Annotated in this window: 23 protein-coding genes; 10 read left to right on the top strand and 13 right to left on the bottom strand. The window is 63.6% G+C overall.

What is annotated here, in order from left to right; genetic code table 11:
• Nucleotides 1–24: 24 nt before the first annotated feature.
• Both sufB and AC1DE1_RS08995 read right to left on the bottom strand, forming a co-directional pair.
• Complete coding sequence (gene sufB, locus AC1DE1_RS09000; RefSeq protein ID WP_477179064.1) at nt 25–1506, bottom strand: Fe-S cluster assembly protein SufB; 1482 nt, start codon at nt 1504–1506, stop codon at nt 25–27.
• A 47-nt stretch (nt 1507–1553) separates the two neighbouring features.
• On the bottom strand, nt 1554–1988 hold the full coding sequence (locus AC1DE1_RS08995) for an SUF system Fe-S cluster assembly regulator (protein ID WP_046970009.1): 435 nt from the start codon (nt 1986–1988) through the stop codon (nt 1554–1556).
• A gap of 345 nt (nt 1989–2333) precedes the next feature.
• Here AC1DE1_RS08995 and AC1DE1_RS08990 point away from each other — a divergent pair, with 345 nt between their 5' ends.
• The 5 genes from AC1DE1_RS08990 (at nt 2334) to AC1DE1_RS08970 (ending at nt 7083) form a co-directional block, all read left to right on the top strand.
• Nucleotides 2334–2672, top strand: a complete 339-nt coding sequence (locus tag AC1DE1_RS08990; RefSeq protein ID WP_477175431.1) for a P-II family nitrogen regulator — start codon at nt 2334–2336, stop codon at nt 2670–2672.
• Nucleotides 2662–3999 carry an ammonium transporter gene (locus AC1DE1_RS08985; RefSeq protein WP_477175430.1) on the top strand — a complete coding sequence of 446 codons (1338 nt, stop codon included), beginning with the start codon at nt 2662–2664 and terminating at the stop codon, nt 3997–3999. Before AC1DE1_RS08990 ends, AC1DE1_RS08985 begins: the two co-directional genes overlap by 11 nt.
• A gap of 148 nt (nt 4000–4147) precedes the next feature.
• Nucleotides 4148–5161 (top strand): aminoglycoside phosphotransferase family protein, encoded by a 1014-nt coding sequence (locus tag AC1DE1_RS08980; protein ID WP_477175429.1) that lies wholly within the window; start codon nt 4148–4150, stop codon nt 5159–5161.
• Complete coding sequence (murU, locus tag AC1DE1_RS08975) at nt 5158–5829, top strand: N-acetylmuramate alpha-1-phosphate uridylyltransferase MurU (protein WP_477175428.1); 672 nt, start codon at nt 5158–5160, stop codon at nt 5827–5829. The genes AC1DE1_RS08980 and murU overlap by 4 nt, the downstream gene beginning before the upstream one ends.
• 138 nt (nt 5830–5967) lie before the next feature.
• Nucleotides 5968–7083 (top strand): sterol desaturase family protein, encoded by a 1116-nt coding sequence (locus tag AC1DE1_RS08970; RefSeq protein WP_477175427.1) that lies wholly within the window; start codon nt 5968–5970, stop codon nt 7081–7083.
• Nucleotides 7084–7118: 35 nt separating this feature from the next.
• Here AC1DE1_RS08970 and AC1DE1_RS08965 read toward each other — a convergent pair whose 3' ends face one another.
• The 11 genes from AC1DE1_RS08965 to AC1DE1_RS08915 all read right to left on the bottom strand — a co-directional run bounded on the left by AC1DE1_RS08965 (nt 7119) and on the right by AC1DE1_RS08915 (nt 18582).
• Nucleotides 7119–7586 carry a hypothetical protein gene (locus AC1DE1_RS08965; RefSeq protein ID WP_441602619.1) on the bottom strand — a complete coding sequence of 156 codons (468 nt, stop codon included), beginning with the start codon at nt 7584–7586 and terminating at the stop codon, nt 7119–7121.
• Nucleotides 7587–7888: 302 nt separating this feature from the next.
• Nucleotides 7889–8854 (bottom strand): protein translocase subunit SecF, encoded by a 966-nt coding sequence (gene secF / locus AC1DE1_RS08960; RefSeq protein ID WP_477175425.1) that lies wholly within the window; start codon nt 8852–8854, stop codon nt 7889–7891.
• Nucleotides 8855–8867: 13 nt separating this feature from the next.
• Nucleotides 8868–10739 carry a protein translocase subunit SecD gene (gene secD / locus AC1DE1_RS08955; RefSeq protein ID WP_441602617.1) on the bottom strand — a complete coding sequence of 624 codons (1872 nt, stop codon included), beginning with the start codon at nt 10737–10739 and terminating at the stop codon, nt 8868–8870.
• An 86-nt stretch (nt 10740–10825) separates the two neighbouring features.
• Nucleotides 10826–11161, bottom strand: a complete 336-nt coding sequence (gene yajC, locus AC1DE1_RS08950; RefSeq protein ID WP_441602696.1) for a preprotein translocase subunit YajC — start codon at nt 11159–11161, stop codon at nt 10826–10828.
• 255 nt (nt 11162–11416) lie between these two features.
• On the bottom strand, nt 11417–12544 hold the full coding sequence (gene tgt / locus AC1DE1_RS08945; RefSeq protein ID WP_477175424.1) for a tRNA guanosine(34) transglycosylase Tgt: 1128 nt from the start codon (nt 12542–12544) through the stop codon (nt 11417–11419).
• Between the two features lie 159 nt (nt 12545–12703).
• Entirely contained in the window at nt 12704–13732 is a 1029-nt protein-coding gene (gene queA / locus AC1DE1_RS08940; protein ID WP_477175423.1) for a tRNA preQ1(34) S-adenosylmethionine ribosyltransferase-isomerase QueA, read from the bottom strand.
• Between the two features lie 116 nt (nt 13733–13848).
• On the bottom strand, nt 13849–14451 hold the full coding sequence (locus AC1DE1_RS08935) for a response regulator transcription factor (protein WP_477175422.1): 603 nt from the start codon (nt 14449–14451) through the stop codon (nt 13849–13851).
• Nucleotides 14448–15629 carry a sensor histidine kinase gene (locus tag AC1DE1_RS08930; protein WP_477175421.1) on the bottom strand — a complete coding sequence of 394 codons (1182 nt, stop codon included), beginning with the start codon at nt 15627–15629 and terminating at the stop codon, nt 14448–14450. The genes AC1DE1_RS08935 and AC1DE1_RS08930 overlap by 4 nt, the downstream gene beginning before the upstream one ends.
• Entirely contained in the window at nt 15626–16777 is a 1152-nt protein-coding gene (locus tag AC1DE1_RS08925; protein ID WP_477175420.1) for a sensor histidine kinase, read from the bottom strand. Before AC1DE1_RS08925 ends, AC1DE1_RS08930 begins: the two co-directional genes overlap by 4 nt.
• Nucleotides 16778–16882: 105 nt before the next feature.
• The gene (locus AC1DE1_RS08920; RefSeq protein WP_477175419.1) at nt 16883–17668 is read right to left on the bottom strand and encodes an ABC transporter permease; all 786 of its coding nucleotides are present in this window, start codon (nt 17666–17668) and stop codon (nt 16883–16885) included.
• Nucleotides 17668–18582: an ABC transporter ATP-binding protein gene (locus AC1DE1_RS08915; protein WP_477175418.1), complete on the bottom strand. Its 915-nt coding sequence runs from the start codon at nt 18580–18582 to the stop codon at nt 17668–17670. Before AC1DE1_RS08915 ends, AC1DE1_RS08920 begins: the two co-directional genes overlap by 1 nt.
• 287 nt (nt 18583–18869) lie before the next feature.
• Between AC1DE1_RS08915 and AC1DE1_RS08910 the strand changes: the two genes are divergently transcribed.
• The 5 genes from AC1DE1_RS08910 to upp all read left to right on the top strand — a co-directional run bounded on the left by AC1DE1_RS08910 (nt 18870) and on the right by upp (nt 26470).
• A complete protein-coding gene (locus tag AC1DE1_RS08910) occupies nt 18870–20375 on the top strand; it encodes an aminotransferase class III-fold pyridoxal phosphate-dependent enzyme (protein WP_477175417.1) in 1506 nt (501 codons plus the stop codon).
• Nucleotides 20376–20549: 174 nt separating this feature from the next.
• Nucleotides 20550–23372 (top strand): lamin tail domain-containing protein, encoded by a 2823-nt coding sequence (locus AC1DE1_RS08905; protein WP_477175416.1) that lies wholly within the window; start codon nt 20550–20552, stop codon nt 23370–23372.
• Nucleotides 23373–23590: 218 nt separating this feature from the next.
• Nucleotides 23591–23935 (top strand): PsiF family protein, encoded by a 345-nt coding sequence (locus AC1DE1_RS08900; RefSeq protein WP_441602607.1) that lies wholly within the window; start codon nt 23591–23593, stop codon nt 23933–23935.
• A gap of 263 nt (nt 23936–24198) precedes the next feature.
• Nucleotides 24199–25797 (top strand): ATP-binding cassette domain-containing protein, encoded by a 1599-nt coding sequence (locus tag AC1DE1_RS08895; protein WP_477175415.1) that lies wholly within the window; start codon nt 24199–24201, stop codon nt 25795–25797.
• 31 nt (nt 25798–25828) lie between these two features.
• Nucleotides 25829–26470: a uracil phosphoribosyltransferase gene (gene upp, locus AC1DE1_RS08890; RefSeq protein WP_477163395.1), complete on the top strand. Its 642-nt coding sequence runs from the start codon at nt 25829–25831 to the stop codon at nt 26468–26470.
• Nucleotides 26471–26696 lie beyond the last annotated feature (226 nt).

Here is a 26696-nt window from a genome sequence, read left to right as displayed (position 1 = left end):
GATCGGATGCAGCGGTGAAGGCGATCAGCCGACCGCGCCTTCCAGCGACACTTCCAGCAGTTTCTTGGCTTCCACCGCGAACTCCATCGGCAGCTCGCGGAAGACCTGCTTGCAGAAGCCGTCGACGATCATCGACACGGCGTCTTCCTCGCCGATGCCGCGGCTGCGGCAATAGAAGAGCTGGTCGTCGGAAATCTTCGATGTGGTCGCCTCGTGCTCGACGATGGAGGAGGGATTCTTCACTTCCATGTACGGGAAGGTGTGCGCGCCGCACTTCTTGCCGATCAGCAGCGAATCACACTGCGTGTAATTGCGCGCGCCTTCGGCGCCCTTCTCTATCTTTACCAGGCCGCGATAGCTGTTGTTGCTGCGGCCGGCGCTGATGCCCTTGGAGACGATCTTCGACTTGGTGCCCTTGCCGATGTGGATCATCTTGGTGCCGGTGTCGGCCTGCTGGCGATGATGGGTGAGCGCGACGGAGTAGAACTCGCCCACCGAACGATCGCCGCGCAACACGCAGCTGGGGTATTTCCAGGTGATCGCCGAGCCGGTTTCCACCTGCGTCCACGAAATCTTGGAATCGTTGCCGCGGCAGTCGCCACGCTTGGTGACGAAGTTATAGATGCCGCCCACGCCGTTCTCGTCGCCCGGGTACCAGTTCTGCACGGTGGAATATTTGATCTGCGCGCGCTCCAGCGCCACCAGCTCAACCACCGCTGCGTGCAGCTGGTTCTCGTCGCGCATCGGCGCCGTGCAGCCTTCGAGGTAGGACACGTAGGCATCGTCTTCGCACACGATCAGGGTGCGCTCGAACTGCCCGGTGTTGATGGCGTTGATGCGGAAATAGGTGGACAGCTCCATCGGGCAACGCACGCCCTTGGGGATGAACACGAACGAGCCATCGGAGAACACCGCCGAATTGAGCGCGGCGAAGAAGTTGTCGCCCGTCGGCACCACGCTGCCCAGGTACTTCTGCACCAGTTCGGGATGTTCGCGGATGGCTTCGCTCATCGAGCAGAAGATCACGCCGGCTTCGGCCAGTTCCTTGCGGAAAGTGGTGCCTACGGAGACCGAATCGAACACCGCATCGACCGCGACGCCGGCGAGCTTGGCGCGCTCGTGCAGCGGCACGCCCAGCTTGTCGTAGGTTTCCAGCAGCTTCGGATCGACCTCGTCCAGCGACTTCGGGCCGGACTTGGGCGCGGCGTAGTAGCTGATCGACTGGTAATCGATCGGCTTCAGATTCAACTTGGCCCAGTCCGGCATCGGCATGGTGAGCCAGTGGCGATACGCCTTGAGGCGCCACTCCGTCATCCACTCGGGTTCTTTCTTGAGCGCGGAAAGTTGACGCACGATGTCTTCGGACAGACCGGCCGGCAGATACTCGGTCTCGATGTCCGTGACGAAGCCGGCTTCGTAGCGACGGCCCAGCGCTTCTGCCACTTCGGCGTTGTCGCGAAGTGTCGTGGCGGAGAGGTCGCTGCGTTCAGTGGTTTCGATGGTCATGGTGTTCTTCGTGTCGTCGTGGGCGTTCGTCATGGATGGCCTGGCGGTCATCCGATCAGGTTGGCGTCGATACGACGACTGGGTGGTTTGAGCATGTCGGACAGGCTGACTGCACGCAGCGCGCTGTCCACGACGCTGTTGACGTGTTGCCAGTTGGAGCGGACGCCGCACAGCGATTCACGATCGCACTGACCTTCGGCGAGACTGCATTCGGTCATCCCGATGGGGCCTTCGAGCGCTTCCACGATCTGGGCCAGGGTGATGTCGTCCGCAGGGCGTGCCAGGCGGTAGCCGCCATTGACGCCGCGGAACGACTCCACCAGACCCGCATGACCCAGCGACTTGAGCAGCTTGCTCACGGTGGGCAGCTCCAGGCGCGCCTCGTCGGCGATCTGCGCCGTGCTGAGCACGTCGTCAGGATGGGCGGCGATGCAGGTCATCACCACGGTGGCGTAGTCGGTGAGTCGGCTGACGCGGAGCATGGGGGAATCGGCCACGAGACTGCGGGGAATCGGTACCAAAATGGTACTGATTAATGCCGGTGGGGTCAAACCGCGGCAATGCACCAAAAGCGGGATTTGTCCTGGGGAGAACGCCCCCTTTCCGGGCAAGGTCACGCGGCCGGCTGACGAAAACATCCCCCTTCCCGCACCGACATCCCTGCGAAAGCGGGGATCCAGTGGCTTTGCCTCTCCTCCAACCCATTGAAAGTCGCTGGAATTCAGCTTTTGCTGGAATGACGATGAGGAATCATGGGCGGCCGCACACCGCCCATGGCACGCATCCTGCTGCACCGCGACATATCTACCGTACGGGGAGCGTTGGGGATGAAGTGGATTACGGCCATCATCAAACCGTTCACGCTGGACGACGTCCGCCAGGCGCTGACCGAGGTGGGAGTGACGGGCATGACCGTCACCGAGGTGAAGGGGTTTGGCCGCCAGCACGGGCATACCGAGCTGTACCGGGGTGCGGAATACGTGGTGGATTTCCTGCCCAAGCTCAAGCTTGAGGTGGCCGTGGCCGACGAGCAGCTCGACCGGGCGGTGGAGGCCATCGTCGCCGCCGCGCGCACCGGCAAGATCGGCGACGGCAAGGTGTTCGTGAGCGAGCTGGAACAGGCCATCCGCATTCGCACGCAGGAGGTCGACGTCGATGCGCTTTGACCTGAAGACCTCACGCCCCCTGCTCGCTCTCCTCGGTCTCCTGGCCACCTCATCTGCCTGGGCACAGACCACCGCCGCGCCCACCCATATCGACAGCGGCGATACCGCGTGGATGCTCACCGCCACCGCGCTGGTGCTGCTGATGACGCTTCCGGGGCTCGCGCTCTTCTACGGCGGTATGGTGCGTGCGAAGAACCTGCTGTCGGTCTTGATGCAGTGCTTCGCCATCACCGCGATGGTGTCGGTGCTGTGGATGGTCTATGGCTACTCGCTGGCCTTCAGCACGGAAGGCATGCAGGCCGGCGTGACCAACCTGCACTCCTTCATCGGTGGACTCGATCGCGTGTTTCTTGCGGGCTTGAAACCTGACTCGCGCTATCAGACGGTTCCCGAAAGCGTGTTCGTGATGTTCCAGCTGACCTTCGCGATCATCACGCCCGCCCTGATCATCGGCGCTTTCGCCGAACGCATGAAGTTCAGCGCGCTGCTGTGGTTCAGCGGACTGTGGCTGACCATCGTCTATCTGCCGGTGGCGCATATGGTGTGGAGCGGGCCGGGCTCCTTCCTCGGCGATCTGGGCGTGCTCGATTTCGCCGGCGGTACGGTGGTGCACATCAACGCGGGCATCGCGGGCCTGGTGGCCTGCCTGGTGATCGGCAAGCGCCGCGGTTATCCCAACGTGCCGATGCCGCCGCACAACCTGGGTTACACCGTGGTGGGCGCCAGCCTGCTGTGGCTGGGCTGGTTCGGCTTCAATGCCGGCTCGGCCGTGGCCGCCAACGGCAGCGCCGGCATGGCGATGCTGGTGACGCAGATCGCCACCGCCGCCGCCGCACTAGGCTGGCTGGCGATCGAATGGATCGTGCATGGGCGGCCCAGCGTGCTGGGCATTGTTTCTGGCGCGGTTGCGGGGCTTGTTGCTGTCACGCCTGCCGCTGGCACGGCCGGGCCCGGCGGCGCGCTCGTGCTGGGCCTGATTGCGGGCGTCGTCTGTTTCTTCAGCGCCACGCGCCTCAAGCACAAGTTCGGCTATGACGACTCGCTGGATGTGTTCGGCGTACACGCCATCGCCGGCATCATCGGCGCCCTGCTCACCGGCCCGCTGGCCTCGCCCAAGCTCGGCGGCTTCGGCACGGTGGAATCGCTGTTCGGGCAGTTGTGGATACAGGCCAAAGGCGTGGGCTTTACGGTGGTGTGGAGCGCCGTGTTGAGTCTGCTTATCCTGAAGTTGATTGACTGGACTATTGGGCTGCGTGTGGACGATGAGCAGGAGCAGGTTGGCCTGGATCTCTCGTTGCACGAGGAGAAGGCGTACAACCTGTCGTGAGTGCGCTCTCTCATCCCCTCTTTCCTTTTGGGCAGAGGGGTTCGCTCCCACAGTAGATTTCCCACGGTAGATTTCAGCCCTGCTCTGGCTCCCGGCAAGATGAGGCGAATACCCGCTAAGCTTCTCTCATCGCCACGTCCAGCCGACCATGACCACCGTTCCCGACCGCGCCGCCGCCCGCCTCGCCTGGACCCGCTCCGCCCTTGGCGACCCCACGCTCACCCTCGAATCGGCCTCGTCGGACGCCAGCTTCCGCAGCTACTGGCGCACGGAGCATGGCGGCAAAAGCTGGGTGGTGATGGATTCACCGATCGCGCAGGAAGACCCTCGCCCGTGGCTGGCCATCGGCCAACGACTTGCCGACGCGGGTTTGCATGTGCCGGCGGTGCACGCGAAGGATCTGGAGCAGGGCTTCCTGCTGATAGAAGACCTCGGCACGCAGCTCTACCTACCCGCCTTGAACGACGACAGCGCCGATCGCCTCTACGGCGACGCCATGGATGCATTGTTGTTGATGCAGACACGCATGGATCACGCCGATCTGCCGCTGTTCGATCACGCACGCCTGGTAAGCGGATTGGAAGTGATGCCGGAATGGTTTCTCGGCAAACACCTCGGTTACACGCCCACCTGCGACGAATGGGATGTGCTCGAAGCCGCGTTCAGCGTGATCATCCGCAATGCGCTGGAACAGCCGCGCCGTTTCGTGCATCGCGATTATCACAGCCGTAATTTGCTCATCGTCGATCACAACAATCCCGGGGTGATCGATTTCCAGGGCGCGCTGTCTGGCCCGATCACCTACGATCTCGCCTCGCTGCTGCGCGATGCCTACATCGTGTGGCCGCGCGAGCGCGTGGAAGGCTGGGTCGAGTCGTATCGGCAGCGCCTGCTCAACGCAGGTGTGATCGATGAAAAGATCGACGGCGAACGTTTCCTGCGCTGGTTCGATCTCACCGGCATGCATCGCCATATCCGCGTGCTCGGCCAGTTCTATCGCTTGTGGTATCGCGATGGAAAGCCCGGCTACCTCGCCGACGTGCCGCGCGTGTATCACTACGTTGTGTCGGTGGCAGAGCGTTATCCCGAACTGGCGGACTTCGTGGCGCTGCTGAAGCAGCATGCGGAAGGTCGCGATCTTACCCAGGTAGTCGCCGCATGAGACACGCCATGATCTTCGCCGCCGGCCTGGGCGAACGCATGCGACCGCTCACCGATCACACGCCCAAGCCTTTGCTGGAGGCGGGCGGCAAGCGCCTGATCGAGTGGCATCTGGAAAAACTGGCTGCCATTGATGTGCGTTACGTGGTGATCAACACCTCGCACCTGGCGGATCAATTTCCCGATGTGCTCGGCGATGGTTCGCGCTGGGGCCTGCGCATCCGCTACGCCTACGAAGGTCCCACACCGCTGGAAACCGGCGGCGGCATGCTCAACGCACTGCCCTTGCTGGGACCCGAGCCGTTTATCGCCGTTAGCGCGGATATCTACAGCGACTACGACTATGCCGCGCTGCCGCTTGAGCCATCGGGCCTGGCACACCTGGTGATGGTGCCCAATCCTGACTGGCATGCCACGGGCGATTTCGTGCTGGATCAGGGCCAGCTCCACGAAGACGGTTCAGGCGAGCGGCTCACCTTCGGCAATATCGGCGTCTATCGCCCCGAATTCCTGCGCGGGCACGCACCCGGTCGCTTCAAGTTGCTGCCGCTGTATCAACAAGCCATGCGCGCCGACCAGCTTAGCGGGGAATGCTACGACGGCTTCTGGCGCAACCTGGGCAATCCGGCCCAATTGACGGAGCTGGACGCGCATTTGCGCGGCAGCTAAGCGAAAGGTGGCCTGCCGCAAAATCCTGCCGGATGGATGCGGCCGGCAGCCGGCGGTATCCTGAACTGCCCGGTTCTGTAGCGCCCCGCTCCGCTCCCCGCCTGCAGGACCGACACGTTATCTCGCAAGGTGTCGACGATGTCCGAACTGTGGTCCCATCTGGTCAGTTGGTTCGCCAACCACGGTGTACTGCCAGTGCTGCAGTTCCTGCACCTGGAAGGCCTCGCCGGCGATCCAATCGATATCTCCGGCTCGCTGCTGATCGCCGCGTTCCAGCTCTGCGTGATCGGTCTGATCTTCCGGCCGCTGGAAAGCGTCGTGCCGGCAGAACGATGGGAACACCGCAAGCTCACCAAGGTCGACTTCCAGTACACCGTGTTGATGCTGGTCGGCATCTTTCCGATCTTCAGCTATCTCATCCTCACGCCCATCGCCACTTACTTTGGCGGACCCGACACCGGCCCCGGCGACGCCAGCGCCTCGCCGCTCGCCATCACGCACTGGGTGCCGTGGCTGAAGCAGCATCCGTGGCTGTTGTTCGGCTGCTACTACGTGATCTACGACCTGGTGTACTACTGGATGCACCGCCTGCAGCACGCGCTGCCGTGGTGGTGGGCGCTGCACAGCATGCACCACAGCACGCGCCAGATGAGCTGCTGGACGAATGATCGCGGCAGCCTGATCGACGGCTTCATCCAGTCGATGATCCTCGCCAGCGTGGGCATCGTGATGGGCGTGGAGCCCGAGCAGTTCGCGTGGCTGGTGCTGATGGGCGAACTGGTGCAGAACTTCTCGCACGCCAATGTGCGCATCGCCTTCGGCCCGGTGTTCAACCGCGTATTCGTGTCACCGAAGTTCCACCGCCTTCACCACATGCTGGTCGACCCGACCCGACCGACCCTGCACAACTGCAACTTCGGCCAGGTGTTTTCGATCTGGGACGTGGTGTTCGGAACGGCGCTGTACAACGAACCGCTGCGTCCCACCGGCGTGGGCGATCCGATGGTGGACGACGACAACAACCATGGGCTCGTCGGATTGCACTGGAATGCGGCCAAGCGCTTCTGGGGAGCGGTGCGTCGGCCGTCGGGATGGAAGTTTGGCGAGGTGGCCTTCAGCCCCAGCTACGAGCCGATTCCGGTCGAGCAGCTGGATCTGCATGGGTTGGCCCATCATGTGCTGCAGCCGGCGCATGCTGTGGAAGAAACTTCGGCCGGTGTTTCCGGAGTTCAGGCCTCCACTGAGACCGCTTAGATATCTGCCTCGCCGTGTCCCCGCAGCGACTCCACTCAGGATGCTGCCGTCGCAAACTCGCCGGGGCGGTCCACGTACAGCAGGATCCAGCGGCGTGCAGCAACGTCCTTCCCTTTACGGCTCAAACGCACCTGGGTCATGGCCGATTCCTCAAGTTCTATTGCCACGTTGGGAGCATCGGGTCGACTGACTACCAGCACATCGCTCAGGGGAATTTGATGGCCCCCCGCCCAGGCCTGACGAGATTCGTGGAACGCAAGGACGCGGCGAATGGAAGATCGCGGGATGTTCCCGCCGTAATGGATGCCACCACCTAGCCACAGCGCGTGCTCATCGATTGCATGGGGAATCGAGCAGCTTGTGCTGCGCACCGCCAATGCCCATCCGACCGCATACAGCCCGGCGATAAAAACGATGCCATGGATCAACCATGGATGGGCGGGGTGGCAGAGCGACACCAGCACCCATGAAAGCGGGATGTCGCCAAGCAGTCCGATGATCATGATGGGGACCACAACGCTGCTGACCGGTCCATTCGACGTACTGAAACGTCGGACTTCCGGAAACGTTGCCGCCACCTTGGCGCTTGGCCTGGGTTGCCTCAGCACGATCGCAAAGAATTCATTCCAGAGGTTCGGAGCGCGAAACATGCGAGAGGCCGAGACAGTGTTGGCCCATCCTAGTGTTCGGTGCAGGCGACCTTCAATCGGGGAAGTCCTGCACGCACATGGGCCAGCCTGGAAGTCACACAAAGAAAAAGGCCCGGGAATCCCCGGGCCTCTTCTCAGCGAAAGCAGCGAGCCAGTTACGGACGACGCGCCAACTCCGGATTTTCCTTGGTCCTGGGCATCAGGTCCTGCTTGGACACGCCCAGCCACAGCAGGATCGGGCTCGCCACGAAGATCGAGGAGAGCGTACCCACCAGAATACCGATCAGCATCGTGATGGCGAAGCCGTGCACCGCGGGACCACCGAAGAAGTACAGCGCGGCCATGGTGATGCCGGTGAACAGCGCGGTGATGATGGTACGCGACAGCGTGTTGTTGATCGAACGGTTGAGGATCTCTTCCGGCTCGGCCTTGCGGGCCAGGCGGAACAGTTCGCGCACGCGGTCGAACACCACCACCTTGTCGTTGATCGAGTAACCGATCACCGCCAGCACCGAGGCAAGCACGGTCAGGTCGAACTCGCGCTGCGTCAACGCGAAGATGCCGACCGTCACCAGCGCATCGTGGGCCTCGGTGGCGATGGCCGCCACGGCGAAACGCCATTCGAAGCGGATACCCAGGTACAAGCCGATGCCCAGCACCACCACGATGGCAGCCACGATGCCGTCGCTGCGCAGCTCTTCGCCCACGGCGGAGCCGACGTAGTCGCGGCTCTTGAGCTTGGCATCCGGACGCGCGGCCTGCAGGGCCTTGGTGACGTCGTCGGCGATCTTGTCCAGGTTCACCTTGCCGCCGTTGGCGACGCCGGAGTTCGGATCGTCCTTCGGCTGCAGGCGAATGGACACTTCCTTGGTGCCGCCCAGGCTCTGCACCAGCGCATGCTCCATGCCGCCCTTTTCGAGCGCGTCGCGTACTTCGCCGACCTGCACCGCGTTGTCGTAGTCCATCACCATGGACACGCCGCCGGTGAAGTCCAGACCGTAGTTGAGTCCCTTGACCGTGATCAGCGCGATGGAGGCAATCATCAGCAAGATCGCGATACCCACGCTGAACTTCCTCATGCCGAGGAAGTTCACGTTGGCGTTGTGGTTGAAGATTTCCATTTGTGTTTATTCCTCAGACCGACAGCGTCTTGAGCTTGCGATGACCATGGATCAGCGCGGTGATCGCGTGCGTCACGGTGACCGAGGTGAACATCGAGGTCAGGATACCGATCAGCAGCGTCACGCCGAAGCCCTTGATCGGGCCCGAGCCCATCGTGGTCAGCGCGAGTGCGGCAATAAGGTGGGTAACGTTGGCGTCGAGAATGGTGGCCCACGCCTTGTCGTAACCAGCGCGGATCGCCGCGTGCGGCGACGAGCCGTTACGCAGTTCTTCACGGATGCGTTCGCAGATCAGCACGTTCGCGTCGATCGCCATACCCAGCGTCAGCACGATACCGGCGATGCCCGGCATGGTCAGCGTCACGCCGACCGCCGACATCACGGCAATCAGGATCACCAGGTTGAAGAACAGCGCCACGTCGGCCACGAGACCGAACAGCTTGTAGTAGAACGCAGCGGCCAGCAGCACCAGGGCGAGGCCGAGCGTCACGGCGCGCAGACCCTTCTGGATGTTGTCCTGACCCAGGCTGGGACCAATCACGCGCTCTTCGACGATGTCCACAGGCGCCGCCAGCGAACCACCCTTGAGCAGCAGCGCAAGATCGGAGGCGTCCTTGGGACTGCGCAGACCGGTCGTCTGGAAGTTCTTGCCAAACACGCCGTTGATGGTGGCGTAGTTGATCACTTCTTCCGTGACCTTCGGCGTGCGCACTTCCTTGCCGTCGACCACCTTGGTGTCGACCACGCGCTCCACGTACACCACGCCCATCGGCTTGCCGACGTTGCTGGTGGTGAAGTCGAGCATCTTCTTGGCGCCGGCCGCATTGAGCGTCACCGACACTGCCGGGCTGCCGCTCTGCTGGTCGAAGCTGGACGAAGCATCCACCAGCTGGTCGCCGGTGACGATGATGTTCTTGCTCAGCAGATACGGACGGCCGTCGCGATCCTTGTACAGGCGCGCGTCGGGCGGAACGATGCCGGTGCGGGCAGCGTCCACCGCCTGCTGCGGCGTGCCGTAGCCTGAGCGGTATTCCAGGGTCGCCACGGCGCCGATCAGCTTCTTCGCCTCGGCCGTATCCTGCACGCCGGCCAGCTCGACCACGATGCGGCTGTCGCCCTGCTGCTGGATGATCGGCTCGGACACGCCCAGCGCGTTGATGCGGTTGCGCAGCGTGCCCAGGTTCTGGCGGATGGTGTTGAGCGACAGCTCACGCGCCTTGTCCGGACGCACCGCCGCGTTCAGCGGGAAACGATCGCCGGTGGCGTTGCCGTCCGTCACGGCCAGATCGGGATAGTCCGCCGTGATGGCGTTGCCGGCAGCGGTGCGGTCGGCGGCGGACTTGAGCACCACCGACACGCCCTGCCCGCGCTGCGGGTTGCGCACGACCGAGTCGTAGCGGATGTTCTTTTCGCGCAGCAGGCTGCGGATGTCGTCCGCGTAACGCGTTTCCTGCTTGTCGATCACATCGTTCTGATCGACCTCCATGAGGAAGTGCACGCCGCCCTGAAGGTCCAGGCCCAGCGGCATCGACTTGGCGCCGATGGACGTCAGCCAATGCGGCACCGTCGACTTCAGGTTGAACGCCACCGTGTAGTCATCGCCCAGCGAGGCCTTGATGGCATCGGCTGCGCTCTTCTGCACGTCGGCATTGGCGAAGCTGGCGAGCAGGTGATCGCCATTGAGCTCGACGCCGGTCGTGGCGACGTTGGCTTTCTTCAGCGCGTCGACCACCTTCTGTTCGATCGACTGGTCAACCGTCCCGTTGCGGTTGGCCGTGATCTGCACGGCAGGCACCGGCAAGAACACATTGGGCAACGCGTAAACAATACCGAGCACCAATACGATGGCGACCAGCGCATATTTCCAGCGTGGAAAATCACTCATGCCTTGAATCCGTCAAAAGCCACGGCTGAGGCAGCCGTGGCGAGCAATGCTTCGGTGGACCGGAGCCCCTCCGCTCCGGCAAGTCGTCAGGACGACTTCAGCGAGCCCTTGGGCAGGACCTGCTGCACGGCGCCCTTCTGCACCTTGATCTTCACGTTCGGGGCGATTTCGACCGTGATGAAGCTCTCACCGATCTCTTCCACCTTGCCGGCAATACCGCCGTTGGTGACCACTTCGTCACCCTTGGACAGGGCCGTCAGCATGGCGCGGTGCTCCTTCTGACGCTTCATCTGCGGGCGGATCATGACGAAGAACATGACCACCAGCAGCAGGATCGGCAGGGCCAGGCTCATCAGGGGATTACCCCCCGGAGCGGCTGCGGGAGCGGCCTGGGCAATCACATAGGACATCGGAAAAGTCATCAGCTCGTCTCGCAAGTAGCGGTATTGCCAGAGTTTTCTGACAACACCTGATAAAAGATCGTGGATTATGCCACGCGCCCCCGGCCCCTGCATGCGCTGCAAGGCCCGCCCGTGAAGGGTTCTGGCGTCGGGAGGCGTGGTTTGCAAGGGCTGGACCGGGGCGAGGGTCGGAAGGTTCCCCGAAAGGGCCCCCGCTAGCCCGTCCTTCCGGCCTGCGCCCGGATGACGGGCTCGAGGTTCGTGCCAACCTCAAGCTCAGGCCACCACTCCGCCCGCCCTGCGCGCATAGAACTCCGCCACGAAGTCCTCCAGCATCCCCGCCGCAATCGCCTCGCGCAGCCCCGCCATCAACCGCTGGTAATGCCGCAGGTTATGCATGGTGGCGAGCTGGCTGCCGAGGATCTCGTTGCAGCGGTCAAGATGCCGCAGGTAGGCGCGGCTGAAGCCGTTGCTGCAGGCGTAGCAGTCGCAGCCTTCCTCGATCACGCGCGTGTCCAGCGCGAACTTGGCGTTGCGGATGCGCAGCGTGCCCTCGGCCGTGAACAGGAATCCGTTGCGGGCATTGCGGGTGGGCATGACGCAATCGAACATGTCGATGCCGCGGCGCACCGCTTCCACGATGTCCTCCGGACGGCCCACGCCCATGAGGTAGCGCGGCTTGTCGGCCGGCAACAGGGGCACGGTGAAATCCAGCGCGTGATTGCGCTCGGCCTCCGGCTCGCCCACGGCGAGGCCGCCGACGGCGTAGCCATCGAAGCCGATGTTCACCAAACCCTCCGCCGAGCGGCGGCGCAGGTTTTCGTAGACGCTGCCCTGCACGATGCCGAACAGCGCATTGGGGTTCTTTAGATCGTCAAACGCGCGGCGCGAACGCTCCGCCCAGCGCAGGCTCAATTCCATCGAGGTGGACGCCACCTTCTCCGTTGCCGGATACGGCGTGCACTCGTCGAAGATCATCGCGATATCCGAATCCAGCACCTTCTGGATGCGCATCGATTCTTCCGGCGACAGGAACACCTTCGAGCCATCAACGGGCGATGCGAAGGCCACGCCTTCCTCGGTGATCTTGCGCTTGTGCGCCAGCGAGAACACCTGGAAACCGCCGGAATCGGTGAGGATCGGCTTGTCCCATCCAATGAACTTGTGCAGGCCGCCGAACTGCTCCACCACCTCGAGGCCGGGGCGCAGATACAGGTGGAAGGTGTTGCCCAGGATGATCTCGGCGCCGATCTCGCGGACGTCCCGCGGGGTCATCGCTTTCACCGAGCCATAGGTGCCGACCGGCATGAAGGCCGGCGTTTCCACCGTGCCGCGGTCAAACGTGAGACGGCCACGGCGGGCCGCGCCGTCGGTGGCCTGGAGTTCGAAAGTCATGGAAGTCATAGGGGGAATTATCGCCTGTCCGGCGATTTCGTGCTTTGGAGGCCGAAAACGCCCCCCCCTGTGGGAGCGCACCCTGTGCGCGACATGCCTACGAAGCGGTACACCCAGGCGTGGCAGTCGCGCACAGGGTGCGCTCCCACAGGTGAGGGTTTCTGTCTTTCAGCCCTTGGGCAAAATCAACATCGCATCGCCGTAGGAGAAAAACCGGTACTTCTGTTCCACCGCATGCCGATACGAGCCCAGCATGAAGTCGCGCCCCGCCAGCGCCGACACCAGCATCAGCAGGGTCGATTGCGGCAGGTGGAAGTTGGTCAGCAAGCCGTCGATGCTGCTGAACTTGTAGCCCGGGAAAATGAAGATCTGCGTTTCGCCCGCGAACGGCTGCAGCTCGCCATCGCGCACGGCGCTCTCCAGTGCGCGCACCACCGTCGTGCCCACCGCGATCACGCGACCGCCGGCGGCACGCGTGCGGCGGATCTGCTCTACCAGGCTTGCGCCCACGTTGAGCCACTCGCGATGCATCTGGTGATCCTTGATGTCATCGGCACGTATCGGCTGGAACGTGCCCGCGCCCACGTGCAGGGTCACGTAGCCAAACTGTATGCCGCGCTCGCGTAGCGTCGCCAGCATCGCCTCATCGAAATGCAGGCCGGCCGTGGGCGCCGCCACCGCACCCGGCTCGCGCGCGAAGACCGTCTGGTAGCGCTCCATGTCGCTGGCATCGGCGTGGCGTTCGATATACGGCGGCAGCGGCATTTCGCCGAGCTTCAGCAGCAGCCGCTCCAGCGGTTCGGGCGATTCGAAGTGCAGACGGAAGAATGAGTTATCGCGTCCCAGCACCACGGCATGGCTGCCATCAGCCAGCTCGATGCGGCCACCCTCTTTCGGCTTCTTGCTCACCCCCAGCTGCACTGTGGCTTCGTGCGCACCGGTGACGCGCTCGATCAGGATTTCCACCTGACCGCCGCTGTCCTTGCGACCGTACAGGCGCGCAGGCAGCACGCGCGTGTCATTGAACACCAGCAGGTCGCCCTCACGCAGGAAGGTCGGCAGTTCGCGGAACATGCGGTCCTGGCGCAACTGCGCATCCACGTCGAGCACCAGCAGGCGGCTGGCCGAACGCTCGGACAGCGGTGCCTGCGCAATCAGCTCGGGCGGCAATTCAAAATCGAAATCGGTCTTCTTCACGGCGGGATACTGGCGTCGAATAGGCCATTATCGCGCAAAACCCGCGGCGGGCCCTCTGCCGGGGGCGTGGCGAGGCCAGGACAAGGCGCGCCCGCGATTGCTCCCGAACGCGCCGGCTACAACCAACCCTTCTGCCGTGCCAGCCGATATGCCTCGATGCGATTGGCGGCGCCAAGCTTGCCGATGGCCTCGGACAAGTAGTTGCGAACGGTGCCATGCGACAGGTTGAGCTGGGTGGCGATGTCGCTGGCCGACTGCCCCTCGCCTGCCAGGCGCAGCACCTGCCGCTCGCGATCGTTCAGCGGGTCGGCCTCGGACCAGGCCTCCAGCGCCAGCTGCGGATCGATGGCGCGTCCGCCGCGATGGACCATGCGCAGCGCTTCGGCCAGGTTCTCCGCCGGCGCATCCTTCAACAAATAGCCGGACACGCCGGCATCCAGGGCGCGGCGAAGAAAACCCGGCCGCGCAAACGTGGTCACGATGATCACCTTGATCGGCATGTCATGGCGCTGGATGCGCTGCGCGAGCTCCAGCCCGGTCAGGCCAGGCATTTCGATATCGGTGACCAGCACGTCGGGCTTGATACGCTGCAATTCGCGCCACGCCGACTCACCATCCGCCGCCGAACCAAGCACTTCGATATCACTTTCGAGATTGAGCAGCGCGGACAGCGCGCCACGCACCATGGCCTGATCTTCGGCCAGCAATACGCGAATCATGCGGCACTCCTGTTGTTCAACTCCATGTCGGACGCCTCGGATGCGGCGACCGACATCTGCTCTTTGCCCAAGGGCACCTGCACGGTCAGCACCGTGCCATGCCGCGGCGGCGAATCGATCTGCAGGCTGCCGCCCAGCGCACGCACGCGTTCACGCATGCCGCTCACGCCATTGCCATGCACGCTCAGGCCGCCGCAACCGTCATCCGTAACCCGCATGTGGAAGCTGTGCCTGTCGATGGTGAAGTCGACGCGCGCGGTGTTCGCCTTGGCGTGGCGATAGATATTCGTCACCGCTTCACGCAACACCAGGGCCAGCGGCGCTTCGACCTGGGCGGGCAGCTGGACCTCGCAGGGAAAAGCGCCATGGAAACCGACGCCGGAGGCTTCCAGCATGAGCCGGGCCGACACCAGTTCCGCGGCCAGATCGCCGCGCCGCATGCCGGTTACCGCCGTGCGCACTTCGGCCAGTGCATGGCGCGCGACGCGTTCGACTTCCTCCATTTCACGCTGGGCGCGCTCCGCATCGACCAGCGCGAGTTTGCGCGCGAGTTCGGACTTCAGCGCCACCAGCGACAAGGTGTGACCGAGCAAGTCGTGCAGGTCGCGGCCAATGCGTTCGCGTTCGGCCAGGGTGGCGAGGCGGCGTACTTCTTCCTGCGACAGACGCAGCGCCACGTCCTTGCGCTGGTTGTTCATGCGCAGGAAATGCCCAAAGCCAGAGGTCAATGACACGAAGACGATCAACAGCATGACCCAGGGCGAGACATGCAGCTCATAGGCGACGATAGCCGTAGGCATGGCCAGGATAGCCAAGGCCGTCAGCCAGCGACGCACCGACGACAGGTAGGCAAAGCACATGGCCGAGGAGACTACGTAACCGATCGCCACGCCGTTGTAAGGCCACACCATCAAACCGAGCACAGCGATGCCCGCGGCATACCAGGCCAGTTGTCGATAGGGCGCCGTGTATACCTTGAAGTGCAAATACAGATACAGCGGCACTGAGATCAGCGTGGGCACCAGCCAGCGCGTCCATACGGCCCGGGGATCGGTGATCGGCCCGATCAGCAGCGCAGCGACCCACACCAGATTCGCCATGGCCTCCCAGCGCAGGTAACTGGAGGAACCGAGCCTGCCCAGCAGGGAGTCGGGATGCGGTTTCAGCCAACGGCTCATGTCGCCTGCCGCTCCTGCGGTGACCAACCCGTCGCCGGCGAATCGGGCGTCCCGTCGATCTGGCCAAGGTCGCGAAATACCGAGCGCGGACGCAGCGGCACGGTGATGATTAGGCGGGTGCCTTGTCCCACCGGCGAGAGCACCTCCAGGGTGCCGCCCAGTGCTTTGACCCGTTCGCACATGCCCTTGAGGCCATTGCCTTGTACATCGATGCCGCCGCGGCCATCGTCCTGGATGCACAGCTTCAGCGTCTGATTGGCCACGTCGGTGAGCACCCGCGCACGACTCGCTCGCGCGTGCCGCGCGATGTTGGTGACGGCTTCGCGCAGGACGAGTGCCAGTCCTCGCTCGACCTCGACCGGCAAGGAAGGCGGCAGCTCGCCGCATTCGAACGATACGGCCGACGATTCCAGCATCAGTCGCGCCGCGGCGAGTTCGGCGGCCAGATCGGTGGCGCGTATGCCCGACACCGCCGTGCGAACCTCCTGCAAAGCATGCCGGGCCACACGTTCGGCCTCGGCCATTTCGCGCTTGGCCGCTTCGGTATCGCGATCGAACAGCTTGCGCGACAGCTCCAGCTTCAAGGTGATCAGCGACAGCGTGTGTCCCAGCAAGTCATGCAGATCGCGACCGATACGCTCGCGCTCGGCCAGCGCCGCCAGCCGGCGTACTTCATCGTGCGACAGCCGAAGCTCGGCTTCCTTTTCTTCACTGAGGCGCTCGGCGTGCACCACCAGGCCGACAATGATCGAGGTGACGGGTATCCAGATGATCGCCTGCCACGGATAGTGCAGCAGGCGCACCTCGACGATGAGCATCACGTTGAGGACTGCGAGCAGCCCCATGTAGATGCTCAGCTTCATGCGGCAGCTGCGCAGCATGATGGTGCCGTACACGAAATAAGTGAGCCCGCTGGGGTACCAGCGCAGCAGCAGCATCGACAAGGCGACCAGGGCCAAGGCGTAGTAACGCGACTGGCGCCGGGACGCGATGCAAGCCTGTGCATACAGAATCAGGAACAGCGGATAACTGAAGAGAGTGATCCAGGCCCACTGCCAGGTGTAGTGATCGAACGCGGGTATCACGAACACCCACACCGACCACAGCAGATGCACCGCATCCACCCACGGCGACTTGCCTTTGTGCATGCTGATCGCCGCCAGAGAATCCGGCGCCGGCGTAAACCAAGCTCGTAGCCACTGACGCACCGTGTCCCGCTCCCCGTGATCCGTCCGCCCTTCGTGCATGCTACTTCAACCCACCCGATGCAGGCGCCGGGCCGCCAGCAGGAAGAAACCCACGCCATAGGCCATGAGCACAAGCAGGTGCGGCCATGCGTTGGAGTGACCCAGCCCGAGCGAACCCAGCGCTAGCTGCTGCAGGTGGGCGCTGGGCCAGACCGGTGCCATGCGCTGCAGCGCCTGCGGGAGTGCGGAAAGCGGAATCCACAGCCCCGACAGGAACGACATGGGCAAATAGATGAGGTTGATGACGCCCGGCGCACCCTGACCTTTCACCAGCGTGCCCACCAGCATGCCCAGTGCGCAGAACGGCAGCACGCCCAACATGCCGGTGACGATGAACACCAGCGCCTGCAGCACGCCCAACTGCACGTGCGCCAGACCGATGCCCAGCGCCAGCAGCAACAGCATCACCATGGCGGCGGCCAGCATCGCCATCACCATCTTGCCCAGCAGATACGCGCCGGGCGGCATCGGCATCGCCCGCTTGAGCGTCAGCAGGCCGTTTTCACGCTCCATCGCCAACGAGACGCCAAAGCCGAACAGACCCGGGCTCATCACGCCGAACACGCCATAGCTGGCGAGCAGATAGCGGGCCGTGTTCGCATCGGCGTTGTGATTCATCACGATGCCAAACAGCAGGTAGAACATGGTGGGAAACAAGGTCACCGGCAGCAGGAAACCGGGTGCGCGGAAGTAGCGCAGGCATTCGCTGCGCGCCTCCATGGCGTAGGCTCCAAGCAGGCGGCGCGACGTCATGCCTTGATACGGCAAACGTTGGATGGCGGTCACGGACATTACGCAGCCTCCTTGTCGGCGACGCTCTCGCGAGTCAATTCGGTGAACGCCTCGGCGAGGCCGGCGCGACGCACTTCCAGTTCCGACAGCAAGGGATCGGCATCGAGCAAGCGGCGCAGCACGCGTTCGGGCGCATCGCTGTGCAAAAGCAGGTGCGTCCCGTCGCGTTCGGCATGCGATACGTGCGGCCATTGCGCGAGCGCGCTCGCATCGAGATCGCTGATGCAGCGGATGCGCGTGACCGCGACATGCGCACGCAGCTCATCCACGCTGCCCTGGCTCAATACGCGTCCCTTGCCAAGCACTACCACGCGTTGCGCCAGCGCTTCGGCTTCTTCCAGGTAATGTGTGGTGAGCACGACGGAGCAACCTTCGGCGAGGAGTCGTCCAATCGCCGCCCATAGTTTTTGCCGTGCGTCGATATCCATGCCGACCGTGGGCTCATCCAGAAACAGCAACTCCGGCCTTCCGCACAACGCCAGCGCAAACTGCACGCGGCGCTGCTGGCCACCGGACAGCGCTGCATAGCGACGGGAGAGCAGATCGGTCACACCGGCCATCTCCGCGCTTTCCGCCAGCGAACGCGGCGCGGGGTAATAACTCATGGTGAGGCGTAACAGTTCCGATACAGTCAGCGTCGATGGCAGAAAGGCCGACTGCAGCATCACGCCGATGCGACGGCGCGCGTCGATCGCCTGCGGATCCTGGCCAAACAATTCCACCTTGCCCGCGTCGGCGCGCAACAATCCCAGCAGCAGGCCGATCGCCGTGCTTTTGCCAGCGCCGTTGGGGCCGAGCAAGGCGAGCAGTTCGCCGCGGTGCAGCATGAGGTCCAGACCATCCAGCGCCGTTAAAGCGCCGTAACGTTTGACTGCGCCAGACAGGCTGGCCACCACTGCGGCAGATGGGTTCATGGCTCCTCCTTGTTGCCTGCCATGCTAGGCAGTGCAAGGGTTTGCCGGCAGTTGACCCCGTCAGCTACCACACATGACAAGCGTCACCCGGGGTACCGGCGGCGACACCGCCGCGCTATGCTCAGGCAGTCGTTGCATTGCCACATCCGTGACGGATCGCAGTGCGGCATGGCTCTCACGGGCCAAGAGAAACGCTGAACGGTTTCGCGTTTCCGCAACGCATTCGTAGACATATCGATGCGCATGCCATCGGGACGGCAGGCAAGTCGACTTTGAAGGAGTTACCCATGGGTGTGATTGATCAGCTGCGCGAAATGCGCGAATTCGGCGGCGCACCGCAGACCAGTGGCCTCGATGACGCCACCATCGAACGCTACGCGGGCAGTCATCCTGACCTGGTGCAGGCGATCAGCGATGCAGTGACGCGTCATCGTGAACTGCGCGCTGAACTCGGCGACTTCCTCAAGCTCGACGAAGCCGAACAGATGGCGCAGGTGCAGTCCGAATTCGTCAACTTCTATCCGGACGATGCCATCAACCCGTACCTGCCCGCTGCTGCGCGCGGCCCGTGGGTAGTGAGTTTCAAGGGCGCCGTGATCCACGACAACGGCGGCTACGGCATGCTTGGCTTTGGCCACAACAACGCCGCCATCGACGCCGCGCTGGCACGTCCGCAAGTGATGGCCAACGTGATGACGCCGAGCATCTCGCAGATGCGTTTTGCCAAGGCGATGGATCGCGAACTGGGCCGCCACCGCGACGGCAATCCGTATACGCGTTACCTCGCGCTCAATTCCGGTTCGGAGTCGGTGGGCCTGGCCTGTCGCATTGCCGACGTCAATGCCAAGCTGCTGACCGATCCGGGCGCACGCTATGCCGGTCGCACCATCAAGCGCCTGGTGGTGAAGGGCGCCTTCCACGGTCGCACCGACAAGCCGGCGCTGTATTCCGATTCCACGCGCAAGACTTACCTGCAGCACCTGGCCAGCTATCGCCACGAAGACACGCTGCTCACCGTGCAGCCTTACGACATCGCCCAGCTCGAAGCCGTGTTTGCCGACGCGGACAAGAACGGCTGGTTTATCGAGGCGATGTTCCTGGAACCGGTGATGGGCGAAGGCGATCCGGGCCGCGCGGTGACGCCGGAGTTCTACCAGAAGGCGCGCGCGCTCACCGAAGCGCACGGTTCGCTGTTGCTGGTCGACTCCATCCAGGCGGGCCTGCGTGCGCACGGCGTGTTGTCGGTCACCGATTATCCGGGCTTCGAGAAACTCGCGCCGCCGGATATGGAAACCTTCTCCAAGGCGCTCAACGCCGGCCAGTATCCGTTGTCCGTGCTTGCTGTGACTGCGCGCACCGCCGAGCTGTACCGCAAGGGCATCTACGGCAACACCATGACGGCCAATCCGCGCGCGCTCGACGTGGCGCTCGCCACGCTCGACCTGCTCACCGACGAGGTGCGCAACAACATCCGCGAGCGCGGCAAGGAATTCGTCGACAAGCTCAATGCGCTCAAGAACGAACTGGGCGGCCTGATCACCAAGGTGCAGGGCACCGGTCTGCTGTTCTCCTGCGAACTGGCACCGGAGTTCAAGTGCTACGGCGCCGATTCGATCGAGGAGTTCATGCGCGAGCGCGGCGTCGGCGTGATCCACGGCGGTACCAACTCGCTGCGCTTCACGCCGCACTTCCTGGTGACCAGCGACGAAGTGGACCTGGTCGTTTCGCATGTGCGTCAGGCCCTGCTGCAGGGGCCGCGCAAGCTCAAGACGGTGAAGGCCGAAGCGGCCTGAGGCAGCGACATGACCGGCGTCGTTCACGCAACGTCGACGATGCCGGTCACACAGCAGAACGCAAAGCGCTTCGCAAAATGAAGCGCTACCGCAACTTCCTTCGCAAAACTGTCGCAATAGCTACTTAGCCTCTCCCTGATGGGGTCCGCCCCGGACCCAGGAAGGGAGTGGTTAATGAAACCAGCGCACATTCGACGTGCCCTATTAGTCGCACTGTTGCTCGCCCTGTCGGCAACCGCTGCGCAAGCGGCAGATCTCAGCATCAGTCAGTTTCGCGTCCGTGGCCCCGCCGGCGGCAACGACGAATTCGTCGAGCTGTTCAACAGCGGCAGCAAGGCGCTGGATCTGTCGGGCTACAAATTCAACGCCTCCAACGTCAGCGGTACCACCGGCACGCGCCTGACGCTGCCGAGCGGCACGTCCATCGCGCCGGGCTGCTATCTGTTGCTCACCAACAGCGCGAGCAGCGGTTATTCCGGCAGCGTGGCCGGCGATCTCAAGTACAGCACGGGTGTCACCGACGACGGCGGTCTGGCCATCCTCGATGGTTCGGGCCAGCTGGTTGATCAGGTGGGCCTCTCCACCGGTTCCGCGTACAAGGCCGGCACGCCGCTGGCGTCGCTGGGCACCACCAATGCCGATAAGGGCTATGGCCGCAAGCCCACGGCCGCGGGCCTGCCGCAAAACACCGGCGACAACCAGGCGGATTTCAACGTGGTGTCTCCCACGGCGCCGCACAACAGCGCAAGCTCGTGCGTGGTGCTGGGCCAGGCCTTGTCCATCGCCGACGCAAGCGCCACAGTGCGCGGTGCTGCGGACGTCCAAATGCCCTTCACCGTCTCACTCACCCAGCCTGCACCCACGGGTGGCGTCGCGGTGCACGTGGCGACGCTCGATGGCACGGCTACGGTTGCCAATCATGACTACGACGCGCTCGATACCAACGTCAGCATCGCCGAAGGGCAGATGCAGGCGAACTTCAACGTGGTGGTGCATGGCCGCACCACGCCAAGCGACGACAAGGCTTTCGAAGTCAAGCTGAGCCAGCCCAGCGGCAACCTTCCGCTGTCGCGCGATACGGCGATCGGCGCCATTCTCTACGACATCCCGGTCACCGCCGAAATCTGGCAGATCCAGGGCCGCGATCAGATCTCGCCGCTGCTCGGCAAGCCGGTGAAGACCACGGGCAACATCGTCACCGCGGTGGGCCCGGCGGGCTTCACCATGCAGACGCCCGACACGCGCGCCGATGCCGATCCGCTCACCTCCAACGGCATCTATGTATTTACCTCCAGCACGCCGACGGTGGCGGTGGGCGATGTGGTGAACGTGGACGCCAGGGTCGCCAACTACTATCAGTTGCCCGAACTCACCAGCCCCGTGGTGACGGTGAGCTCGCATGGCGCGCGCCTGCCGAAGGCGGTGGTGTTTGGCGATGCGGTTCCTTCGTCCGATCCCACCAAGCTGTCCTGCGGCGCGACGAACTTCCAGTGCTTCGTGGGCATGCGCGTGGTGATCGAGAACGGCATGATCAACACGGGCAACAAGCGTTTCAGCGGCGAGCCGTATGCGGAAGTGAGCATCACCGCGAACGGCAAGCGCTCGTTGCGTCTCCCCGGCGTGCGCTATGGCGTGCCGGTGCCTGACGGTGTGCAGCTAGCCAACTGGAGCGGCAACCCGGAAGTATTCAAGATGAATACCGCGGACTTCGGCGCCGTGCCGCTCAACACGCCGTTCGTGGCGGGCACCACGTTCCGAGCCGAAGGCATCATCTCCTACGACTTCGGTGCCTACACCTTCATCCCGACCAAGATCAGCTTGAAGCACGTCGCGGAAATGCCGCGCTCCGTTTCACCGACCGCGCCGTACGCACTGCGCATCGGTGCGTTCAACACCGAGCGCTTCTGCGACACCAACTTCAACACCGTCTTTACCTGCAGCGGCGACAGCAAGGAGCCGACGGCCGATGAAGTGGCCTTGAAGACGCAGCGCCTGTCCGCCTATATCGGCAGCGTGCTGCAGTTGCCCGACGTGTTGTCAGTGGAGGAAGTGAAGAGCCTGCCGCTGCTGCAGGGCCTGGCCACGCAGCTGGGTGACGACTATCGCGCCAAGTACCAGGCCTATCTGGTGCCCGGACACGATCCCAGCGGCATCAACGTGGGCTTCCTGGTGCGCAGCGATCGCGTTCGCGTGGTCTCCGTGCAGCAACTGGCCGCTGACGAAACCTGGAACGACAACGGCCAGACCGCGTTCGTGCACGACCATCCGCCGCTGTTGCTCACCGCCGAAGCGCGCGGCGTTCGCTTCCAGGTGATCTCGGTGCACATGAAGGCTCGCACCAACGTCGACGACAACGACGACAGCGCCGTGCGCGACCGTCAGAAGCGCTTCCTGCAAGCCAGTTCGCTGGCACGCCAGGTGCAGAACCTGCAGGGCGCCAATCCGTGGCTGCCGTTGATGGTGGTGGGCGACTTCAATGCCTACCAGTTCAGCGATGGCTGGGTGGACGTGGTGGGACTGGCGTCGGGCAAGTACAAGGACAGCGAAAACCAGCTGAAGCTGGGCAAGAACATCGTGCGCCCGGCACTGTGGAATGCGGTCGAATCGGTGCCGCAGAACGATCGCTACTCGTTCCTCTACACCGAGGCATTTGGTCCGATCCAGGGCTATACCGCGGCAGGCTCCGGCAACTCGGGCCGCGAAGTGCCGACGGTGCAGGTGCTCGATCATGCGTTGATGAACGACGTCGCCCGACTGCGCTTCCTGAAGATGCAGTACGGCCGCGCCGACCTCGATGCGCCGGTGCAGACCAAGGCCGATGCTGCCACCGCCACCGACGTGCGCAAGGCGATTGGCGTGTCCGATCACGATGGTTTCGTGGTCGATCTGTTCGTGCCGGGATTGTTCGGCGAACAAGGCCATGGTCATCACGATGACGACGACCACGGGCATGGCCATCACGACGACGATGACCAAGGGCACGACCACGGTCACTGATCGGTAGCTTCAGATCCCTGGGAGGCCACGCCCGGCGACGGGCGTGGCCTTTCCTTTGGCGCCCCGCCAGGCTAAGAAAAGTCCGATTCTCCTGTCCCCCTCCGGCTTGCTGAACGGGACGCCTCGGCGACCGCTCGTGCCCTCCCACGCGACCTGTCGGCAGGCATAGACTTGCGACGCCGGCGTTCGCCGGTCATGTCATCCAGGAGGGTACCCGCATGTCTTCGCGTTTGAGTCTGATGGTTGCCAGCGTTGCGCTGGCCTTCGCTGCCTCCACCGCCTTTGCCGCGCCGCAGGCGGCAAGCAGCAGCGCGCCCGCCAAGAACTCGCAGCAGCAGCGCATGACCGACTGCAACAAGCAGGCCACGGGCAAGACCGGCGACGAGCGCAAGACCTTCATGAGCAGCTGCCTGAAGGGCGAAAGCGCCGCACCGGCCAAGATGACCCAGCAGGAAAAGATGAAGGCCTGCAATGCCGATCCGCATGCCAAGACGCTCAAGGGCGACGAGCGCAAGCAGTTCATGAGCGCCTGCCTGAGCGGTACGCCCAACGCGGGCCATTGATCGCATTTTTGAGCAAGCCACCAGGGCGCCGGTTTTATCGGCGCCCTTTTTATTGCCGCTTGAGGTTCTGCTGCTATCCTGCGCACTCTCAAGCCTTCCAGGGATTCACCGCCGACATGCGCCTCTAAGCCGCTCGCCTGCCAACCGATTGCTCCCACTTTGGGTGCGTTGCGTCTGGCCACGAGTGACAGGGCGGTCGACATCCCTCAGCGCGCTTAAGCGCCAGACCCCTTGTCGTATGCCACTCCCCTGCCGGAGGGTCTATGACAGCCATAGCCATATTTATCCACCAGCTCGGCTTTGCTTTGCCGGGTCGCGATCCCGTTTTCGAAAAACTCGAGACGTCCTTTTCCGTTGGCCGCCATGCACTGGTCGGACGCAATGGCAGCGGCAAGTCTCTGCTCGGTCAGATCCTTGCTGGCCGGATCGAACCCACCCACGGCCAGGTCGCGCGCACCGTCGAGCTCGCCTATCTACCGCAACGCTGGTCGGCGTTCGGCGGCAGCATCGCTGCGGCATTGGGCGTGGAGCACAAACTCGATGCGCTGCGCCGGATCGAGGCAGGCAGCGTTGATCCTGCGGATTTCCAGGCGCTTGCCGACGACTGGACCGTGTACGAACGGGCTAGTCGATGGCTGGAACAGGCCGCGCTACCGAGCGATCTGGCACGGCCATGGGAGAGCCTCAGCGGCGGCGAACGCGTGCGCCTGCAGCTCACGCAGTTGTTCGAACACGACCAGCATTTCCTGATACTCGATGAGCCGGGCAATCACCTGGATCGTCGCGGCCGACATTGGTTGCGCGAAAAGCTGACGGCACACGCGGGCGGCTATCTGCTGATCAGCCACGACCGCGCACTACTGGCCGACGTGGAAAGCATCGACGAACTCTCGCCGCAAGGCTTGCGTCGCTATGGCGGCGACTACGCCGCCTATGCCCCGCGACGCGATGCCGACCAACAGGCGGCCGGGCGGCAGTTGGACCAGGCGCGACGCGAGCAGAAGATGCTTGAGCGCAAACAGCACGAAGAGCGGCAACGTCTCGCCAGGCAACAACAGAAAGCCCAGCGCGAACGTGCAAACGCGAACATGCCCACCATCCTGCTGGATCGACGCAAGCAGCGCTCGGAAGACACCGGTGCCCGCCTGCTCACCGCGCAGCGCTTGCAACAAGCCAGGCAACACGAACAACTCTCCGAAGCCCGTGCTCGCGTGGACGTGCATCGCGCCCAGCGTTTCGACCTGGGTGAGCATGCGGCGACGCGTGCATCGTTCCAATTGCACGACTTCATACCGCCCTACGGACATGACCAGCCGATCAATCTGCATCTCGCACCGGGCGAACGCCTTTACCTGCACGGCGACAACGGCAGCGGCAAATCCAGCCTGCTCGCCGCCATTGCCGGGCGTTTACCCCCACGCGGCGGACAACTCCGGCGTGGTGAACGCTTGCTGCTGATCGACCAGCACTACAGCTTGCTGGATGACCAACACAGCGCTCTGGAGAACCTGCGCGAGCTATCGCCCGGCCATGCACCGACGCGCTATCGTGAATATCTCGCGGGCATCGGCCTGCGTGGCGAGCGTGCCGACGTGGCCGCCGGTGCGCTGAGCGGGGGCGAACGCGTGAAGCTCGCCCTGCTGGCACTCGACAGCGCGCGTGAACCCTATGACCTTTTGCTGCTCGACGAGCCGGACAGCCATCTGGATCTGGACAGCCGCCAGCTGCTCGAGCAGGCATTGGCGACCTATCGCGGCTCGCTGATCCTGGTCAGCCACGATGCGGAACTGGTCGCGAAGGCGGGTATCGATCGCGAGCTTCGTCTGGACAAACCGCTCGCCCTCATCACGCCGCGTGAGTGACAATTCACCGACTCTGCCGCCAGGTTTGCCCATGAAAATCGTCGAAGTCCATCACCCCCTGATCCAGCACAAGCTCGGCCTGATGCGTCGCGCCGGCATCAGCACCAAGGAATTTCGCGAGCTGGCCTCGGAAGTGGCTTCGCTGTTGACCTACGAAGCCACCAAGGATCTGGAAACGGTCGAGCAGCGCATCGAAGGCTGGGCCGGTCCGCTCACCGTGCACCAGATCAAGGGCAAGAAGGTCACCATCGTGCCGATCCTGCGCGCCGGCCTGGGCATGCTGCCCGGCGTGCTCGACATGATTCCCGCAGCCAAGGTGAGCGTGGTCGGCCTGCAGCGCAACGAGGAGACGCTCGAGCCCATCACCTATTACGAGAAGCTCACTGGCCGCATGGACGAGCGCATCGCGCTGATCGTCGATCCCATGCTGGCCACCGCCGGCACCCTGGTTGCCACGGTGGACATGCTCAAGGCCGCCGGTTGCAAGCGCATCAAGGGACTGTTCCTGGTCGCCGCGCCCGAAGGCCTCAAGCGCATCGAAGCGGCGCATCCGGATGTGGAGATCTATACCGCGTCCATCGACGAGCGGCTCAACGAGCACGGCTACATCCTGCCCGGGCTCGGCGATGCGGGCGACAAGATCTTCGGCACCAAGCAATTGCCCGCCAGCTGAGCATCGGCATCTCACGTTCCGCCAAAACCCCGCCCTCATCGGCGGGGTTTTTCTTTGACTCAAGCATGAGAAGTGCAGCACATAAGTCACGGAGACGACATCTTCCCGTGCCATGATTTCCGCGTCGCCTCGACCCCGCGAGGCAGTCATAACAAGTTGAATATAAAGCGCTTTTCCTGCATTTTTGGCTAAAGTTACCGCGCGGTGAGCCGACAGCTCTTGCAGT

It is taken from the genome of Dyella sp. 05T440 (genome assembly GCF_056395965.1).
Note: the sequence above shows the minus strand (reverse complement) of the source record. Positions and strands in the feature narration are given on the sequence as shown.

What these genes read in the sequence shown, in the direction of transcription:
- sufB (WP_477179064.1), bottom strand. Translation starts at nt 1,506, where the DNA reads ATGACCATCGAAACCACTGAACGCAGCGACCTCTCCGCCACGACACTT.
- AC1DE1_RS08995 (WP_046970009.1), bottom strand. Translation starts at nt 1,988, where the DNA reads ATGCTCCGCGTCAGCCGACTCACCGACTACGCCACCGTGGTGATGACC.
- AC1DE1_RS08990 (WP_477175431.1), top strand. Translation starts at nt 2,334, where the DNA reads ATGAAGTGGATTACGGCCATCATCAAACCGTTCACGCTGGACGACGTC.
- AC1DE1_RS08985 (WP_477175430.1), top strand. Translation starts at nt 2,662, where the DNA reads ATGCGCTTTGACCTGAAGACCTCACGCCCCCTGCTCGCTCTCCTCGGT.
- AC1DE1_RS08980 (WP_477175429.1), top strand. Translation starts at nt 4,148, where the DNA reads ATGACCACCGTTCCCGACCGCGCCGCCGCCCGCCTCGCCTGGACCCGC.
- murU (WP_477175428.1), top strand. Translation starts at nt 5,158, where the DNA reads ATGAGACACGCCATGATCTTCGCCGCCGGCCTGGGCGAACGCATGCGA.
- AC1DE1_RS08970 (WP_477175427.1), top strand. Translation starts at nt 5,968, where the DNA reads ATGTCCGAACTGTGGTCCCATCTGGTCAGTTGGTTCGCCAACCACGGT.
- AC1DE1_RS08965 (WP_441602619.1), bottom strand. Translation starts at nt 7,586, where the DNA reads ATGATCATCGGACTGCTTGGCGACATCCCGCTTTCATGGGTGCTGGTG.
- secF (WP_477175425.1), bottom strand. Translation starts at nt 8,854, where the DNA reads ATGGAAATCTTCAACCACAACGCCAACGTGAACTTCCTCGGCATGAGG.
- secD (WP_441602617.1), bottom strand. Translation starts at nt 10,739, where the DNA reads ATGAGTGATTTTCCACGCTGGAAATATGCGCTGGTCGCCATCGTATTG.
- yajC (WP_441602696.1), bottom strand. Translation starts at nt 11,161, where the DNA reads ATGACTTTTCCGATGTCCTATGTGATTGCCCAGGCCGCTCCCGCAGCC.
- tgt (WP_477175424.1), bottom strand. Translation starts at nt 12,544, where the DNA reads ATGACTTCCATGACTTTCGAACTCCAGGCCACCGACGGCGCGGCCCGC.
- AC1DE1_RS08935 (WP_477175422.1), bottom strand. Translation starts at nt 14,451, where the DNA reads ATGATTCGCGTATTGCTGGCCGAAGATCAGGCCATGGTGCGTGGCGCG.
- AC1DE1_RS08930 (WP_477175421.1), bottom strand. Translation starts at nt 15,629, where the DNA reads ATGAGCCGTTGGCTGAAACCGCATCCCGACTCCCTGCTGGGCAGGCTC.
- AC1DE1_RS08925 (WP_477175420.1), bottom strand. Translation starts at nt 16,777, where the DNA reads ATGCACAAAGGCAAGTCGCCGTGGGTGGATGCGGTGCATCTGCTGTGG.
- AC1DE1_RS08920 (WP_477175419.1), bottom strand. Translation starts at nt 17,668, where the DNA reads ATGTCCGTGACCGCCATCCAACGTTTGCCGTATCAAGGCATGACGTCG.
- AC1DE1_RS08915 (WP_477175418.1), bottom strand. Translation starts at nt 18,582, where the DNA reads ATGAACCCATCTGCCGCAGTGGTGGCCAGCCTGTCTGGCGCAGTCAAA.
- AC1DE1_RS08910 (WP_477175417.1), top strand. Translation starts at nt 18,870, where the DNA reads ATGGGTGTGATTGATCAGCTGCGCGAAATGCGCGAATTCGGCGGCGCA.
- AC1DE1_RS08905 (WP_477175416.1), top strand. Translation starts at nt 20,550, where the DNA reads ATGAAACCAGCGCACATTCGACGTGCCCTATTAGTCGCACTGTTGCTC.
- AC1DE1_RS08900 (WP_441602607.1), top strand. Translation starts at nt 23,591, where the DNA reads ATGTCTTCGCGTTTGAGTCTGATGGTTGCCAGCGTTGCGCTGGCCTTC.
- AC1DE1_RS08895 (WP_477175415.1), top strand. Translation starts at nt 24,199, where the DNA reads ATGACAGCCATAGCCATATTTATCCACCAGCTCGGCTTTGCTTTGCCG.
- upp (WP_477163395.1), top strand. Translation starts at nt 25,829, where the DNA reads ATGAAAATCGTCGAAGTCCATCACCCCCTGATCCAGCACAAGCTCGGC.